Annotated in this window: 14 protein-coding genes; 8 read left to right on the top strand and 6 right to left on the bottom strand. The window is 71.1% G+C overall.

Features of this window, described 5'->3' with window-relative positions; genetic code table 11:
- The 3 genes from EXE51_RS17860 to EXE51_RS15980 all read left to right on the top strand — a co-directional run.
- Positions 1-238 (top strand): hypothetical protein (locus EXE51_RS17860; RefSeq protein ID WP_206750620.1); only part of this gene is annotated, 238 nt, incomplete at its 5' end.
- On the top strand, positions 235-627 hold the full coding sequence (locus EXE51_RS15970; RefSeq protein ID WP_049929549.1) for a VOC family protein: 393 nt from the start codon (positions 235-237) through the stop codon (positions 625-627). The genes EXE51_RS17860 and EXE51_RS15970, both read left to right, overlap by 4 nt.
- Positions 628-910: 283 nt before the next feature.
- Positions 911-1,339 (top strand): universal stress protein, encoded by a 429-nt coding sequence (locus EXE51_RS15980; RefSeq protein WP_049929548.1) that lies wholly within the window; start codon positions 911-913, stop codon positions 1,337-1,339.
- On the opposite strand, the gene EXE51_RS15985 is transcribed toward EXE51_RS15980, so the two are convergent.
- A complete protein-coding gene (locus EXE51_RS15985; protein ID WP_137693060.1) occupies positions 1,323-1,619 on the bottom strand; it encodes a hypothetical protein in 297 nt (98 codons plus the stop codon). The two genes, EXE51_RS15980 and EXE51_RS15985, sit on opposite strands and share 17 nt — an antisense overlap.
- A gap of 135 nt (positions 1,620-1,754) precedes the next feature.
- Between EXE51_RS15985 and ilvD the strand changes: the two genes are divergently transcribed.
- Positions 1,755-3,542, top strand: a complete 1,788-nt coding sequence (ilvD, locus tag EXE51_RS15990) for a dihydroxy-acid dehydratase (protein ID WP_137693061.1) — start codon at positions 1,755-1,757, stop codon at positions 3,540-3,542.
- Between the two features lie 19 nt (positions 3,543-3,561).
- Here the strand turns inward: ilvD and EXE51_RS15995 are convergent, their stop codons facing one another.
- Positions 3,562-4,740, bottom strand: a complete 1,179-nt coding sequence (locus tag EXE51_RS15995) for an inorganic phosphate transporter (protein ID WP_049929545.1) — start codon at positions 4,738-4,740, stop codon at positions 3,562-3,564.
- Between the two features lie 109 nt (positions 4,741-4,849).
- Positions 4,850-5,101 carry a hypothetical protein gene (locus EXE51_RS16000; RefSeq protein WP_049929544.1) on the bottom strand — a complete coding sequence of 84 codons (252 nt, stop codon included), beginning with the start codon at positions 5,099-5,101 and terminating at the stop codon, positions 4,850-4,852.
- A 220-nt stretch (positions 5,102-5,321) separates the two neighbouring features.
- On the opposite strand from EXE51_RS16000, the gene EXE51_RS16005 reads away from it, so the two are divergent.
- Positions 5,322-5,894 (top strand): NYN domain-containing protein, encoded by a 573-nt coding sequence (locus EXE51_RS16005; RefSeq protein ID WP_049929543.1) that lies wholly within the window; start codon positions 5,322-5,324, stop codon positions 5,892-5,894.
- A gap of 189 nt (positions 5,895-6,083) precedes the next feature.
- On the opposite strand, the gene EXE51_RS16010 is transcribed toward EXE51_RS16005, so the two are convergent.
- Positions 6,084-6,746, bottom strand: coding sequence for a S26 family signal peptidase (locus EXE51_RS16010; RefSeq protein ID WP_049929542.1), 663 nt, complete (start codon positions 6,744-6,746; stop codon positions 6,084-6,086).
- A gap of 132 nt (positions 6,747-6,878) precedes the next feature.
- Between EXE51_RS16010 and EXE51_RS16015 the strand changes: the two genes are divergently transcribed.
- Positions 6,879-8,063 (top strand): glycine cleavage system aminomethyltransferase GcvT, encoded by a 1,185-nt coding sequence (locus EXE51_RS16015; protein ID WP_086220634.1) that lies wholly within the window; start codon positions 6,879-6,881, stop codon positions 8,061-8,063.
- Between the two features lie 30 nt (positions 8,064-8,093).
- On the opposite strand, the gene moaC is transcribed toward EXE51_RS16015, so the two are convergent.
- Together moaC and EXE51_RS16025 are read right to left on the bottom strand one after the other, a co-directional pair.
- Positions 8,094-8,630, bottom strand: coding sequence for a cyclic pyranopterin monophosphate synthase MoaC (gene moaC / locus EXE51_RS16020; RefSeq protein ID WP_089307640.1), 537 nt, complete (start codon positions 8,628-8,630; stop codon positions 8,094-8,096).
- Entirely contained in the window at positions 8,623-10,092 is a 1,470-nt protein-coding gene (locus tag EXE51_RS16025) for an NAD(P)H-hydrate dehydratase (protein WP_137693062.1), read from the bottom strand. The genes moaC and EXE51_RS16025 overlap by 8 nt, the downstream gene beginning before the upstream one ends.
- Positions 10,093-10,354: 262 nt before the next feature.
- Here EXE51_RS16025 and EXE51_RS16030 point away from each other — a divergent pair, with 262 nt between their 5' ends.
- Positions 10,355-11,419, top strand: coding sequence for a glycosyltransferase (locus EXE51_RS16030; protein WP_049929538.1), 1,065 nt, complete (start codon positions 10,355-10,357; stop codon positions 11,417-11,419).
- Complete coding sequence (locus EXE51_RS16035; RefSeq protein ID WP_094582657.1) at positions 11,420-13,156, top strand: DUF2070 family protein; 1,737 nt, start codon at positions 11,420-11,422, stop codon at positions 13,154-13,156.
- Positions 13,157-13,188: the final 32 nt, after the last annotated feature.

The following is a 13,188-nucleotide window of genomic DNA, read 5'->3' on the forward strand; positions in this document are numbered from 1 at the left end:
TCCCCCCATGCCGCCCGCCGTTCCCGACCCCGCTATCCCGCCCATGAGCAGTGTCGCCGCGGGGAGTTCGAGGACTGACATGCGCGATGTTTACATGACTGTGTATAAGTGTGTCGCGGACGTTCGCAGTTCGCAGAACCGCGCCGCCGTCGCCGACCGCCACGTCTCCGGCCGGACGCGGACCGGCAGTACCCGGCCCGACGACTTTTGCGCCCGGACGCCGAACACTCCCCCGTGAAGGCACGCCATATCGACCACGTCAACCTCCGCATCCCGGAAGGCGGTGCCGACGCGGCCCGCGAGTTCTACGGCGAGGCGCTCGGCTTCGGCATCGAGGACGCGCTGTACGCGGCCGGAGAGAAGCCCTTCTTCGACGTGCGGCTCTCCGCGACCGCGGTGATCCACCTGTGGCCGACCGCCGAGTTCGAGCGGCCGGCGAGGACGAACTACGACCACGTCGCGGTCGTCGTCGAGGAGTCGGTCGAGGAGATCGAAGCGGAGCTGGCCGACGCCGGCGTCGAGGTCGAAAAGCGGCTCGACTCCCCGCTCGGCGCGACCGGCGAGGCCGGCGCGGTGTACGTCAGGGACCCGTTCGGCTACCGAGTGGAGCTGAAAGCGCGGGTGTGAGCCGCCGGAGCCCGGCGACGCGTTCGCCGGTGCGGTCATCGCCGCGAGGGGCCGGGGCGTCTCGGATCTCGGGGAATTGGTGGCGACGGGCAACGCGGCCGGCGCGGCCGGCGCGGCCGCGGTGTCGACGGTCTGGTCGTTCGACTCCGACGCCGTCGCGGCGGAAGCAGGTCCGTGACCGACGTGTCGGGGAGTTGACGGGGCGGCGCCACGGATCCCATCGGCTCGTCCCGGGCGTCGTCTGAGGAAGAGACTTAGGTGGGTAGGCGGTCTGACCTACGGTATGGTCTCACGCATCCTCGTCCCGATGGACGACTCCGACCACTCGGTGGAGGCCCTCGCGTACGCGCTCGACAGCTTTCCGGAGGCCGACGTCACCGTGTTACACGTCGTCGGTGTCCCTTCCTCGATGTTCGGCGAAGCGACGGACCTCGCCCTTGCGGACGACATCGACGAGGCCGCCGCCGAACGCGCCGAGCCCGCCTTCGAGCGGGCGCGCGCGGCGGCCGCCGAGCGGGGGCGAGAGATAGACACGGTCGTGGGTATCGGCCACCCGGCCCGGAACATCATCAATCGGGCGGGCGACTACGACACGGTCGTGATCGGCGCTCACGGGGCGGACCGCCGCCGCATGACGCGCCGGTTCCTCGTGGGGAACGTGGCCGAAACGGTCGCCAGGCGGTCGCCGGTCCCGGTCACGATCGTTCGGTGACCAGAGCGGCTCCGTCGAACGTTACCATGGCGACGGCGGTACCCGCGATCAGCGCGAGCAGACACCCCGTGGTTCGTGGCGACGACGGTACGACGCGCGACCGCACGCGCAGTCCGGGGTCGTCGTACGTGCCGACCCCGAGCGCCGCGAGCCGCCGCGCCTGGTCGACCGCCGTCACCACGAGCACGAACCACAGCGCGGCCACGAGGCCGAACCGGACGAACGAGGACGGCAGACTTAGGGCCGCGTCGCCCGACGTCGCGACGACCGCCGGGGTCACGCGAATGACGAGGATGTAGAATAGGAGGTAGCCGAGACATGCCTCAACCGGCCCGTGCGGGGGGAACCGCGATCCCCGCCGAGCAACCCTCGCCCCGACGCGGCGGTTTAAGACCCCCGAGCGACAGGGTCGGGTATGAGCGAACAGCAGTCGAGATCGGACGACGGCAAGCGGCGTCGTCGCCGGGAGGACGCGGACCGATTCGCCGGGACGAAAGACGAGGACCTGCCGAGCCGCGAGGTGACAGAGGGGCCGGACAAGGCGCCGCACCGCGCCATGTTCCGCGCGATGGGGTTCGACGACGAGGACCTCTCGTCGCCGATCGTCGGCGTGCCGAACCCGGCCGCCGACATCACGCCGTGTAACGTCCACCTCGACGACGTGGCGGACGCCGCGCTCGACGGCATCGACGCGGCGGGGGGGATGCCGATCGAGTTCGGCACGATCACCATCTCCGACGCCATCTCGATGGGGACGGAGGGGATGAAGGCGAGCCTGATCTCGCGGGAGGTGATCGCCGACTCCGTCGAACTCGTCTCCTTCGGCGAGCGCATGGACGCCCTCGTGACGGTCGCGGGCTGCGACAAGAACCTCCCCGGCATGATGATGGCCGCGATCCGGACGGACCTCCCCAGCGTCTTCCTCTACGGCGGCTCGATCATGCCCGGGCAACACGACGGCCGCGACGTGACGATCGTCCAGGTGTTCGAGGGCGTCGGCACGTACGCGCAGGGCGACATGGACGCCGACGAACTCGACGAGTTAGAGCGGCACGCCTGCCCCGGCGCGGGCTCCTGTGGCGGGATGTTCACCGCGAACACGATGGCGTCGCTGTCGGAGGCGCTCGGGCTGGCGCCGCTCGGATCGGCCTCGCCGCCGGCGGAGGACGAGGAGCGCTACGCGGTCGCCGAGCGCGCCGGCGAGCTGGCGATGGACTGTATCGAGAACGACCGCCGCCCCTCCGACATCCTCTCGCGCGAGTCGTTCGAGAACGCGATCGCGGCCCAGACCGCGATGGGCGGCTCGACGAACGCGGTCCTCCACCTGCTCGCGCTCGCGGGCGAGGCCGACGTCGACCTCTCTATCGAGGACTTCGACGAGATCTCCCGGCGCACGCCGAAGATCGCGAACCTCCAGCCCGGCGGGAGCCGCGTCATGAACGACCTCCACGAGGTCGGCGGCGTGCCGGTCGTGCTCCGCCGCCTACTTGAGGCCGACCTGCTCCACGGCGACGCGATGACCGTGACGGGCCGGACGCTCGCCGAGGAGATCGCGGCCCTGGAGGAGCGCGGCGAACTCCCGGCCGACGACGATATCGAGGCCGACTTCCTCTACCCCGTCGAGGACCCGAAGGAGGAGGAGGGCGCCATCAAGATCCTCGACGGCAACCTCGCGCCGGACGGCTCGGTGCTGAAGGTGACCGGCGACGACGAGTTCTACCACGAGGGCCCCGCCCGCGTGTTCGAGAACGAGGAGGACGCGATGGAGTACGTCCAGTCGGGGGCGATCGAGTCCGGCGACGTGATCGTCATCCGCAACGAGGGGCCCCGCGGCGGCCCCGGCATGCGCGAGATGCTCGGCGTCACCGCCGCCGTCGTCGGCGCGGGCCACGAGGACGACGTGGCGCTGCTCACCGACGGCCGCTTCTCGGGCGGCACCCGCGGTCCGATGATCGGCCACGTCGCGCCCGAGGCCGCCGTCGGCGGTCCGATCGGGCTCATCGAGGACGGCGACCACGTCACGGTCGACATCCCCGAGCGCGACCTGACCGTGGACCTCTCCGACGAGGAGCTCGACGAGCGCCGCGAGGCGTGGGACGCGCCCGAACCGCCCTACGAGGGCGGCATCCTCGCGAAGTACGGCCGCGACTTCGCCTCGGCCGCGGAGGGCGCGGTGACGAACCCGCGGCTCACGCGGGACTGAACGGGCGGTTCGCGCGCCGTCAGGCGACACCCGGAACGAGGACGAAGAACCCGTAGGCCAGCAGGGTCGACACGGACGGGCCGATGATCCACATCGAGATGTACTTCAGCACCGCTCGGGGGTTGAACAGGTCGCCGGCCTCCAACACCGCCTCCGGTTCCGCCTCGCCGATCGGCGCCGACCGCTCCTCTTCGTCCTCCGAGACGGTTATCGCGCCGGGGACGATCTCGTTGTCCCCGGTGTTCCGGGTGACCGCCTCCTGAACGGTGACCGGCCGCGTCGCGCGTCCCCACCCGATGCCGACGATCGTCATCACCGTGCCCATGACGAGGCTGATCGGGATCCCGAGGTACGAGAGGACCGTCGTGATCGTCGAGGCCGTCGTCATCACGAAGAGGGCCGCGAGCAGGGGGATGTCGCTCAGTTCGCCGCCGACCGACTCCATCGTGCGGCGGGCAATCGTGAAGCCGCCGAGTCCGATCGCGAGCGTGGCGATCCCGATAGCGGTGTTTTCCGGAAGCCCTCCGACGCCGCTGACCAGCGGCGCGGCGGCGTTCGGTACGTTGCTCGCGCCGGCGCTGAACGACATGTAACAGCCGATGAGGAGGACGACGACCGTGCTGATGAGCTCCGTCACCGTCGTGTTCGGGCCGAGTTCCGGCTTCGGTACCCCGCCCTCCCGGTCGAGTCGCAGCAGCGGGCCGGGGGACTTCTCGATGTGGACCCGCCGGTTCACCGCCGGGTAGACGTACCGACCGATCACGACGCCGACCCAGAACCCGATGATCGGGGTCACGATCCACCACGAGATGATCCGCGAGACCGTCGCGTAGTCGAGCGTGTCGGTCGCCAGTCCGAGGCCGGCGATCGCTCCGACGGTCGTCATCGAGGTCGGCACGGGGACCCCGAAGATGTTCGCGATGAGGATCCCGAGTCCGATGAAGAACAACACGGCGACACCCGCCGAGAGCGAGAGCTCCGTCGTGATGATCCCGCCGCTCAGCGTGTCCATCACGTTTCGCCCCACGGTCCAGCCGCCGAGGAAGACGAACGCCGTCATGAGTCCCGCGGCGGTCGTCTTCTTCAGGATGCCGGCCCCGACGGGAGGTCCCCACGCGATGCCGGTCGAGGAGCCGCCGATGTTGAAGCCGACGAACGCCGACGCGACGACCCCGACCGCCAGGAGCGTTTCCACCATCGAATCGTGGTACCGCCATACGAGGCATATAAGTGTCGTAATCGGTCACGATTCGGGCTCGAAACTGCGGCGTTGCGGCCGCGGTTCCGGTGCGGCCGCCGGTCCGGCGTCAGCGGGACTCGCCGCCGTCGGTCTGCGCGGTCTTGACCGACTCGGCGCGCCAGACGTTGCTCCGACGCCCGGCGCGGGAGAGTTCCATCTTCACGACCGACCCTACCGGCAGGTCGGCGACGCGCTCGCGGGCGTCCTCGTCGGCGTAGTCGACGACGTGGAACGTCTCGTTGCGTGGATGGGCACGTACAGTGGTACAATCGTGATCGTTCTGTGCGGAAATGACGGTGTACGCGTTTGATTGAGACATCTTATCTCGTTATTCTTGGACATCCTATTTCAAGTCTCCGTATATTCACTACGGACGTGAGGCAGGTCGTAATACGGATATAAGGTGTTGAAGCGCCAAGTCGGTCGGGCGAATTGCCGGGGATAACTGGGCACACGACACACCGAAACCGGGCGGGAGGCGCTCGTCGAGAGCGCTCGCGAATCAGCATACCTATTTCCGGCCGCGGCGAAGCCCGCTCATGGACCGAGGCGACGGGCCCGAGGGCGAGACGACCGCTGACGGCGAGGCAGGCCGCAGCGATGGGACGACCGGCGAGCGCGCGACGGACGCGAACACCGACGGCGTGGCGCTGTTCGTCGACGGCCCGAACGTGTTGCGCGAGGAGTTCGACGTGGACCTCGACGACGTGCGGCTGGCCGCCGAGGCCGAGGGCCCGCTGGTGACGACCCGGCTCTACCTCGACGAGCACGCGACGCCGGGGCTGATTCAGGCCGCGGAGGCCCGTGGCTTCGAGGTCGTGATCACGAGCGGCGACGTGGACGTGAAGCTCGCGGTCGACGCCGCGCGGTTCGCGGCCGAGAACCGAATGGACACCCTCGCGATCGCCTCGCGCGACACGGACTTCAAGCCGGTCGTCGAGACCGCCAACGGCTACGGGATCCGGACGCTCGCCATCGCGCCCGGGGAGTTCGGGCGCTCGGACGCGCTCCGCAACGCCGCCAACGGCTCCGTGACGCTCGACGGCGACGAGAGCGACGCCGCCGGGAGCGACGACGACGAGACGGACGCCGGATCGCCCTCGACGCGATAGCGGTCGGGCGACGCCGGCGACCGCGTATAGCTGAACGCCGACCTCGCGGTTCGCTCGGGGCTCCCCGCGGTCGCCCCTCTCTCACCGCTACCTCCCACGCGCTCCTCGCGCCGGCCGCACCGAATTGTATAAAAGACGGCTACCGGCGGTCGCGAGCTTTCATGAGAGAATCGCTCCCGCCGAGACAACTCACCGCCGCCGTCCCCGACCGAGCCGTCCCAAGAGCAGCGCGCCGAGTCCGCCGGCCAGTCCCGCGAGACCGACGAGGACCACTCCGGTCGCGACCCCGCCGTACCGCGCGGCCGCCGCGTCGATCGCCACCCGTGTCCAGCCGAGGTTCGGCACCGCGAACAGCGCCTTGCCGGCGATCCACTCCTCGGGGACGACCGGGGCGATGCCCGCGCTCTGGTCGTACAGCCCGTTCGCGTCCCCGCGCGTGACGTACCCGTCGTACGGCGCCGGACAGGTTGAGAGCTCCCCGCAGTCGCCGGAGAGCAGGTCCGGGTCGGCCCGCTCCGTCCAGTCCTCGCCCGCCTCCACGGGGAACGCCAAGCGGTGGAACACCGGGCGACCCCCGGCGCCCGGAACGGCGTAAACGACCACGTCTCCCGGTCCGCCGAGCCGCGTCGGCGCGTCCGCGTCGGCGGCGCTCGAGAGGTCGCCCCACGGCGTTCGGTCGGCGGCCGTGACGACGACGAGGTCGCCGCGCTCGACGCCGGGAGTCATGCTGCCGCTCTCGACCGCGACGAACGGCGGCCACGTGCCCACGACGGCGCCGAGCAGGACCGCGACGAGGAGGACGGCGACCGCGGGCGCCACCGCGGCGGCGGTGTCGGGACGGGAACTGCTCACGGTCGGGAGACGGCACGGCGACCGCTTGAGACTGTCGCTCGAGGTGGTGGGGGCCACGCGGCCGGGCCCGCCGCGGACGCGCGGACCGCCGCTGTCACAACACCTTAGGCTCGCCCGGGAGAGGGTGCGCGTATGACCGACCGTCTCCCTCCGCTCCACGACGCCCACGACGCGCGCGGTGCGAAGTTCACCGACTTCGGCGGCTGGCAGATGCCCGTCGAGTTCGACTCGATCCGGACCGAACACGCGGCGGTCCGCGAGTCGGTCGGCGTCTTCGATGTCTCCCACATGGGCGAGATCGAGGTGGCCGGCCCGGACGCGACCGAACTGATGAACCGACTCACGACCAACGACGTGCGCGCGCTCGACCCCGGGGACTCCCAGTACGCCGCGATCACGAACGGGGAGGGCGTGATGCTCGACGACACGGTCGTCTACCGGCTCCCCGACGGGACTCCGGCCGGGGAAGGGGCGGCGTCGCTCGCGGCGTTGGAGAGCGACCACGGCGGCGACCTCGACGCGCCGAGCGGCGACCCGGCGTACCTCTTCGTACCGAACGCGGGCCACGACGGACAGATGGCCGACCGCTGGACCGCGCACCGCGACGAGTGGGGGCTCGACGCGACCGTCGCGAACGCCACGGGGGACTGGGCGATGCTCGCGGTCCAGGGCCCCGACGCGGCCGACGCCCTCGACCAGGCCACGCCCCGCGACCGCGTCGTCGACCTCTCGAAGTTCGAGGCGGCGGTGGCGGCGGTGGCGGGGGTCGAGAGCTGGGTCGCGCGCACCGGTTACACCGGCGAGGACGGCTTCGAGGTGATGTGCCCGGCCGCCGACGCCGGCGCCGTCTGGGAGGCGTTCGTCGACGCGCCCCGCGAGGCGCAGCCGTGCGGCCTCGGCGCGCGCGACACGCTCCGCACCGAGATGGGGTTCCTGCTGTCCGGACAGGACTTCGATCCCGAGGGTGAGCCCCGGACCCCGTACGAGGCGCGGATCGGCTTCGTCGTGAAGCTCGACACGGAGTTCGTCGGCCGCGACGCGCTGGAGGTCCAGAAGGAGCAGGGCGTCGACGAGAAGTTCGTCGGCGTCAGGCTCTCGGAGCGCGGCGTGCCCCGCGGCGGGTACGCCGTCACCGACGGGGACCTCACCAGAGTCGGGAAGCTCACCTCCGGGACGATGAGCCCGACGCTCGACGAGCCGATCGGGCTGGGGTACCTCCACGAGTCGTACGCCGACGCCGGCACCGAGGTGAGCGTCGTCGTGCGCGGCGACGAGAAGCGCGCCGAAGTCGTGGTCCCGCCGTTCCTCGACCGCTGAGGCGAACCGCGGCGGCCCCCCGGGCCGCGGCTACGCGTCGACCGTCTCCTTCCGCTTGTCGACCACTTTTACGTCCGCGATCCGCGTGTCGGGGTACTGGCCGTCGGCGTCCTTCTCCGCGGCCTTCACCATGTCCCAGACGGTGTTGAGCCCGGTCGTGACGCCCTCCAGCGCCTCCATCTCACAGCCCGTCTTGCCGGTGGTCTCGACCGCGACCGTCAGCTCGATCCGGTCGTCGCCGACCGCGAACTCGGCGTCGACGTTCGTGATCGGGATCTGGTGGCACATCGGGATCGTCTCCCAGGTGTGTTTCACCGCCTGAACGGCGCCGATCCGGGCGGTCGCGAGCACGTCGCCCTTCTCGACCGCGTCGGCCTCGACCGCCGCGATCGTCCCCGGCGTCAGCCGGATCTCCCCGCGGGCGACCGCTCGCCGGCTGCTGTCGGGCTTCGCGCCCACGTCGACCATCTGGACGTCGCCGGCGTCGTCGGTGTGTGTCAGGTCGTCCGGGCTGCCGTCGCCTCCGTTGCTCCCGTCGCCGGACCGGACCGCGTCCTCCTCACTCATCACGCATCGCCTCCGGCAGCCGATCGGGTAAGTCCGTCGCCACCAACCCCGCGCCGTTCGCCTCCGCGGCCGCGTCGCCGGCCCGGCCGACGGCGTACGCGCCGACCGCGGCCGCCCGGAACGGCTCCGTCACGGCCGCCAGCGCGCCGACCGTCCCCGCGAGCACGTCGCCCGTCCCGCCGACCGTCATGCCGGGGTTCCCGGTGCGGTTGAGCCGTGTCTCGTCGCCGTCGGCGACCACGTCGACAGCGCCCTTCACGAGCAGCGTGTGGCCCAGCCCGCCCGCGAACTCGTCGACCAGTTCCGCGCGCTCGTCCGGGTCTGACGCCCTCTCGCCGCCCATGTCGACGAGTTCGCCCTGGTGCGGCGTACAGATCAGGTCGGCGTCGGTGTCGACCTCGGGGACGACCCGGAGCGCGTCGGCGTCGACGACGCCGCGTCCGTCGTAGCCCGTCAGGAACTCGCGGACGAACTCCCGAGCCCCGTCGCCGCCGCCGAGGCCCGGGCCGAGGACAGTGACATCGCTTTCGGCCGCGAGCGACGCGACCCGGTCGACGTGGGCGGGCCCGACGCGGTCGCCGGGCAGCGCGCGGACGATGAGGTTCGGCGAGAACCCCTGGACCGCGCCGGCGACCGACTTGGGGCACGCCACGCGGACGAGGTCGGCGCCCGCGCGGAGCGCGGCCAGCGCGGACAGCGTCGGCGCCCCGGTGTACGGTCCGCCCCCGACTACCAGCACCTCGCCGTTGTCCCCCTTGTGCGAGTCCGGATCGCGGTCGAGCCCGAGGAGATCGCCGGGGCCGGTGAACCGCTCCGCGGCGGCCGGGATCCCGATGTCCGCGACCGTGACGCCGGCGGCGTCGAGTCCGGGCTTCTCGTCGTGGAACGTCACCACGCGGTCGGCGTCGACGGCGACTGGGTCGGCCGGACCGTCGGTCGCCGCCTCGCCGGTCGGTTCGCCGGTGTCGGCGTCGATCCCGGAGGGCACGTCGACCGCGATCACCGTCGCGTCGGTCGCGTTGATCGCCGCGGCGGCGGTTCGTTCCGGCTCGCGGAGGCCGCCGGAGACCCCGGAGCCGAGCATCGCGTCGACGACGATGTCCGGGCCGTCGCCGTCGGGAGCGGCGAGGGAGAAGTCGCGGGAGTCGGTGACCGTCTCGGTCGTGATCTCCGTCGCTTCAACCGCCGCCCAGTTCTCCCGCGCGATGTCGGTCCGGATCGTCGCGGGGCGTCCGAGCAGGTGGACCGTCACGTCGTACCGCTTCAGGAACCGCGCCGCGACGAGGGCGTCGCCGCCGTTGTTCCCGCGGCCGCAGACGAGCGCGACGGCGGCACCCGGGTCCGCGACGGCCCGCACTTCGCGGGCGACGGCGTTACCGGACGACTCCATCAGCTGTTTGCGCGGGACGCCGAGCGCGGCCGCGTTGGCGTCGACGGCCGCCATGCGGTCGGTCGTGATCATGCTCGGCGGTTCGAGCGCCCGGGGATTAAGCGGTCGGGGTCAGAGCCACCTCGACAGCGCTGCGCCCGCCGCGCTTCGGAAATGAAAATGTTGAAGCGGTCAGGTGGAGAACTCGGCGAATAACTGTGGCATCGGTACCCCTCGTCGGCCCGGCCGCCCCGGCAACCCCCTCCGCGGCCGACGTACCCGGCTCGTCCCCTCCGCGCCGAGTCCGCCCCGGCGGCCGCGGCCGACCGCGACCGCACGACCGACAGACGCCACCATGAACATCGGCTTCTTCACAGACAGCTACTTCCCCGGGATCGACGGCGTCACCTACACCATACAGGCGTGGCGCGAGCGCCTCGAAGCGCGGGGCCACGACGTGTACGTCGTCTACCCCGCGAGCAGCCACGAGCCCGACGACGGCGAGATCCCGGTCCGCTCGCTGCCGAACCCGTTCTACCGGCAGTACCGTTTCCCCACCTACCGCCGCCTCTCGACGCTCCCCGACCTCGACGTCGTCCACTGTCACGGCCCGGCGTCGACTGGGTTGATGGGGCTCCGGTACGCGAAGCGGTACGGCGCCACCTCGGTGTACACCCATCACACCCCCGTGGAGGACTACTTCGTCCAGGGGCTCAAGTCCGAACGGCTCGCCGCGCTCGCGGGACGGGCGTACGTCGCCTACGAGAACCGCTTTTTGAACGCGTTCGACTGCGTCACCGCCTCGACCTCGCGGATCCGCCGCGACGTGAAGCCGTACCGGCTCCCGGTCGGCATCGAGATGGACCGGTTCCGCCCCCGCGAGAACGCCGGCGCGGACTCGCTGGCGGCCGACGGGGGACCGAACGGAGACGACCGGCCCGTCGTCGGGTACAGCGGTCGGATGACCCGCAAGAAGAACGTCGACGAGATTCTCCGGCTCGCGGCGCGGCTCCCCGAGGCGCGGTTCGAACTCGTCGGCGAAGGGCCGGTCCGGGCGGAGCTGGAGGCGGACGCCCCGGCGAACGTCCGGTTCCACGACTTCCTCCCGCGGGAGGAACTCCCCGACTTCTACGCCGCGCTCGACGTCTTCGTCACGGCCTCGACCTGCGACACGCTCGGGCTCTCGACGCTGGAGGCGAACGCTTGCGGCACCCCGGTCGCGGCCGCCGACGTGGCGCCGTTCGACGAGACGATCGGTCCGGAGAACGGCGCGCGGTTCACGCTGGACGACCTCGACGACATGGAGCGCGCTGTCCGCGACTGCCTCGACGGCGACAGGGACACCCGCGCCGCGGTCGAGCGGTTCTCGGTGGAGCAGACCGTCGACGAGCTCGAATCGATCTACGGGGTGACCGGCTAGATGGGCGCGGACAACGTCGACGCCTTCCAGCGGCTCGTGTTCTCGGTGCCGCGGCTCCGGGTTCAGGCCGCCGCGCTCGTCCTTCTGAGCGGGGTGTACGGCGTCGCCACGGTCGCGGCGATAACGGTCTTCACGCCGTTCGCTCTGGACCCGTCGCGGATCGTGCCGGTGGCGGTCCTCATCTTCCTCGTCCCGTTCGTCGTCGCCGCGGAGCTGTTCCCCCGCGTCCTCGACGGCTACCCGCGGCCGTGGAGCTACTTCCTCGCGCTCACCTCGCAGTTCGTCCTGTTCGTGTACGCGCTCGTGCTCTCCGGCGCGGACAACGTCGGGAACGCGTGGAGCATCATCTGGCTGAGCTTCATCACGCTGTACCTGCTCAACATCCTGGTGCTCGTCGTCTCGACGGGGATCGACCGCTCCGACCGGATCCTCCTCGCGTCGCTCGCCGAGCCGGCCCTGCTCATCGCCGCCTTCTACGCGCTGGGCGGGAGCGAACTCGGCTTCTCGACGTACCGCCACGTGTTCGCGTTCGCGTCGCTGCTCATCGCGGCCGGGTTCCTCGTGTTGGTGCTCCTCGTCGTCGACTACCTGATCCGGAGCAACACCGACGTCTCCGCGTTCGCGCTCACCTCCGGACTGCTCCGGAACGACCGCGAGTCGCTCGACTTGGGCGTCGAGGCCCGCCCCGCGGTCGAGACGTTCGCGGTCGACAACGGGGACCGGCTCACCGTCGCGGCGCCGTGGGTCCACCCCGGTCCGCTCGGCGGGTTCGGCGGCGGCCAGCTGAGCGGGAACCTGATCGACGCGCTGAACGGCGGTCGGGAGGGCGAGGACGGCGCGACCGACCGCGCCGCGGTCGCGGCCGACGGCGGAGCCGCCGCGGACGGCGACGCCGGCTTCTTCTTCCACGTCCCGTGTACCCACAAGGAGGACCTCTCGGACCCGGCGGACGCGGAGCGGATCCTCGACGCGGTCGCGGACCCGGACCGGACGGAGCGAGTCTCGCGGCTCGTCACCGAGTCGTACGGCGAGCGGGAGGGGTACGCGGACGTCAGGTTCCACGGCCGACGGATCGGCGACCGGCAGGTGATCGTCCTCCACGGCGAGGGGATCGACGACTACGACACCGGCGTGTTCATGCGCGACGTGGACCACGACGAGGTGCTGCTGATCGACCAGCACAGACACGACATCCAGAACGGCCCCGAGGTGGAGATACAGTACGGCTCCGCCGAGGCCGACCGGCTGAAGCGCGCGTTCGACGACTTCCGCGACCGGCTCGCGACGGCCGACCTCGCCGACGGCTACGCCGCCGGTTTCGCGGTGACGCGGACCGCACAGAACGCGCTGGCGATGGTCGAGTCCGTCGACGGACAGGAGGTGCTCTGGATCGGCGTCGACACGAACGGCCTCACCCCGGACGTGCGGGCGACCGCCGACGCGTACCGCGACGAGTTCGACGCCGTGATCCCCTTCTCGACGGACACCCACGCGTCGATCCACGAGCTGGCCAACATGCGCGAGTCCGACCTCGACGCCATCGAGCGCGCGGTCGACCGCGCCGTCGACGACGTCGCGCCCGCGACCGTGGGGTTCGCGAGCCGACGGACGGAGCCGGTGAAGCTGCTGAAAAATGACTACAACGGGCTCGTGTTCAGCGTCAACATCCTCATCCGCCTGACGATCATCGCCCTGGTGACGCTGTACGTGCTGCTCGTGCTGTGGCTCTTCTTCTGAGACGGTGGTACTCCGGGCGAAGCCGCACCCGC

The sequence above is a fragment of the Halorubrum sp. CGM5_25_10-8B genome, from assembly GCF_005435095.1.
GTDB lineage: Archaea > Halobacteriota > Halobacteria > Halobacteriales > Haloferacaceae > Halorubrum > Halorubrum ezzemoulense.

Coding starts and splice junctions, on each gene's coding strand:
- EXE51_RS16035 (WP_094582657.1), top strand. CDS start 11,420: ATGGGCGCGGACAACGTCGACGCCTTCCAGCGGCTCGTGTTCTCGGTG.
- EXE51_RS15995 (WP_049929545.1), bottom strand. CDS start 4,740: ATGGTGGAAACGCTCCTGGCGGTCGGGGTCGTCGCGTCGGCGTTCGTC.
- EXE51_RS16005 (WP_049929543.1), top strand. CDS start 5,322: ATGGACCGAGGCGACGGGCCCGAGGGCGAGACGACCGCTGACGGCGAG.
- EXE51_RS16000 (WP_049929544.1), bottom strand. CDS start 5,101: ATGTCTCAATCAAACGCGTACACCGTCATTTCCGCACAGAACGATCAC.
- EXE51_RS16015 (WP_086220634.1), top strand. CDS start 6,879: ATGACCGACCGTCTCCCTCCGCTCCACGACGCCCACGACGCGCGCGGT.
- moaC (WP_089307640.1), bottom strand. CDS start 8,630: ATGAGTGAGGAGGACGCGGTCCGGTCCGGCGACGGGAGCAACGGAGGC.
- EXE51_RS15980 (WP_049929548.1), top strand. CDS start 911: ATGGTCTCACGCATCCTCGTCCCGATGGACGACTCCGACCACTCGGTG.
- EXE51_RS16030 (WP_049929538.1), top strand. CDS start 10,355: ATGAACATCGGCTTCTTCACAGACAGCTACTTCCCCGGGATCGACGGC.
- ilvD (WP_137693061.1), top strand. CDS start 1,755: ATGAGCGAACAGCAGTCGAGATCGGACGACGGCAAGCGGCGTCGTCGC.
- EXE51_RS16025 (WP_137693062.1), bottom strand. CDS start 10,092: ATGATCACGACCGACCGCATGGCGGCCGTCGACGCCAACGCGGCCGCG.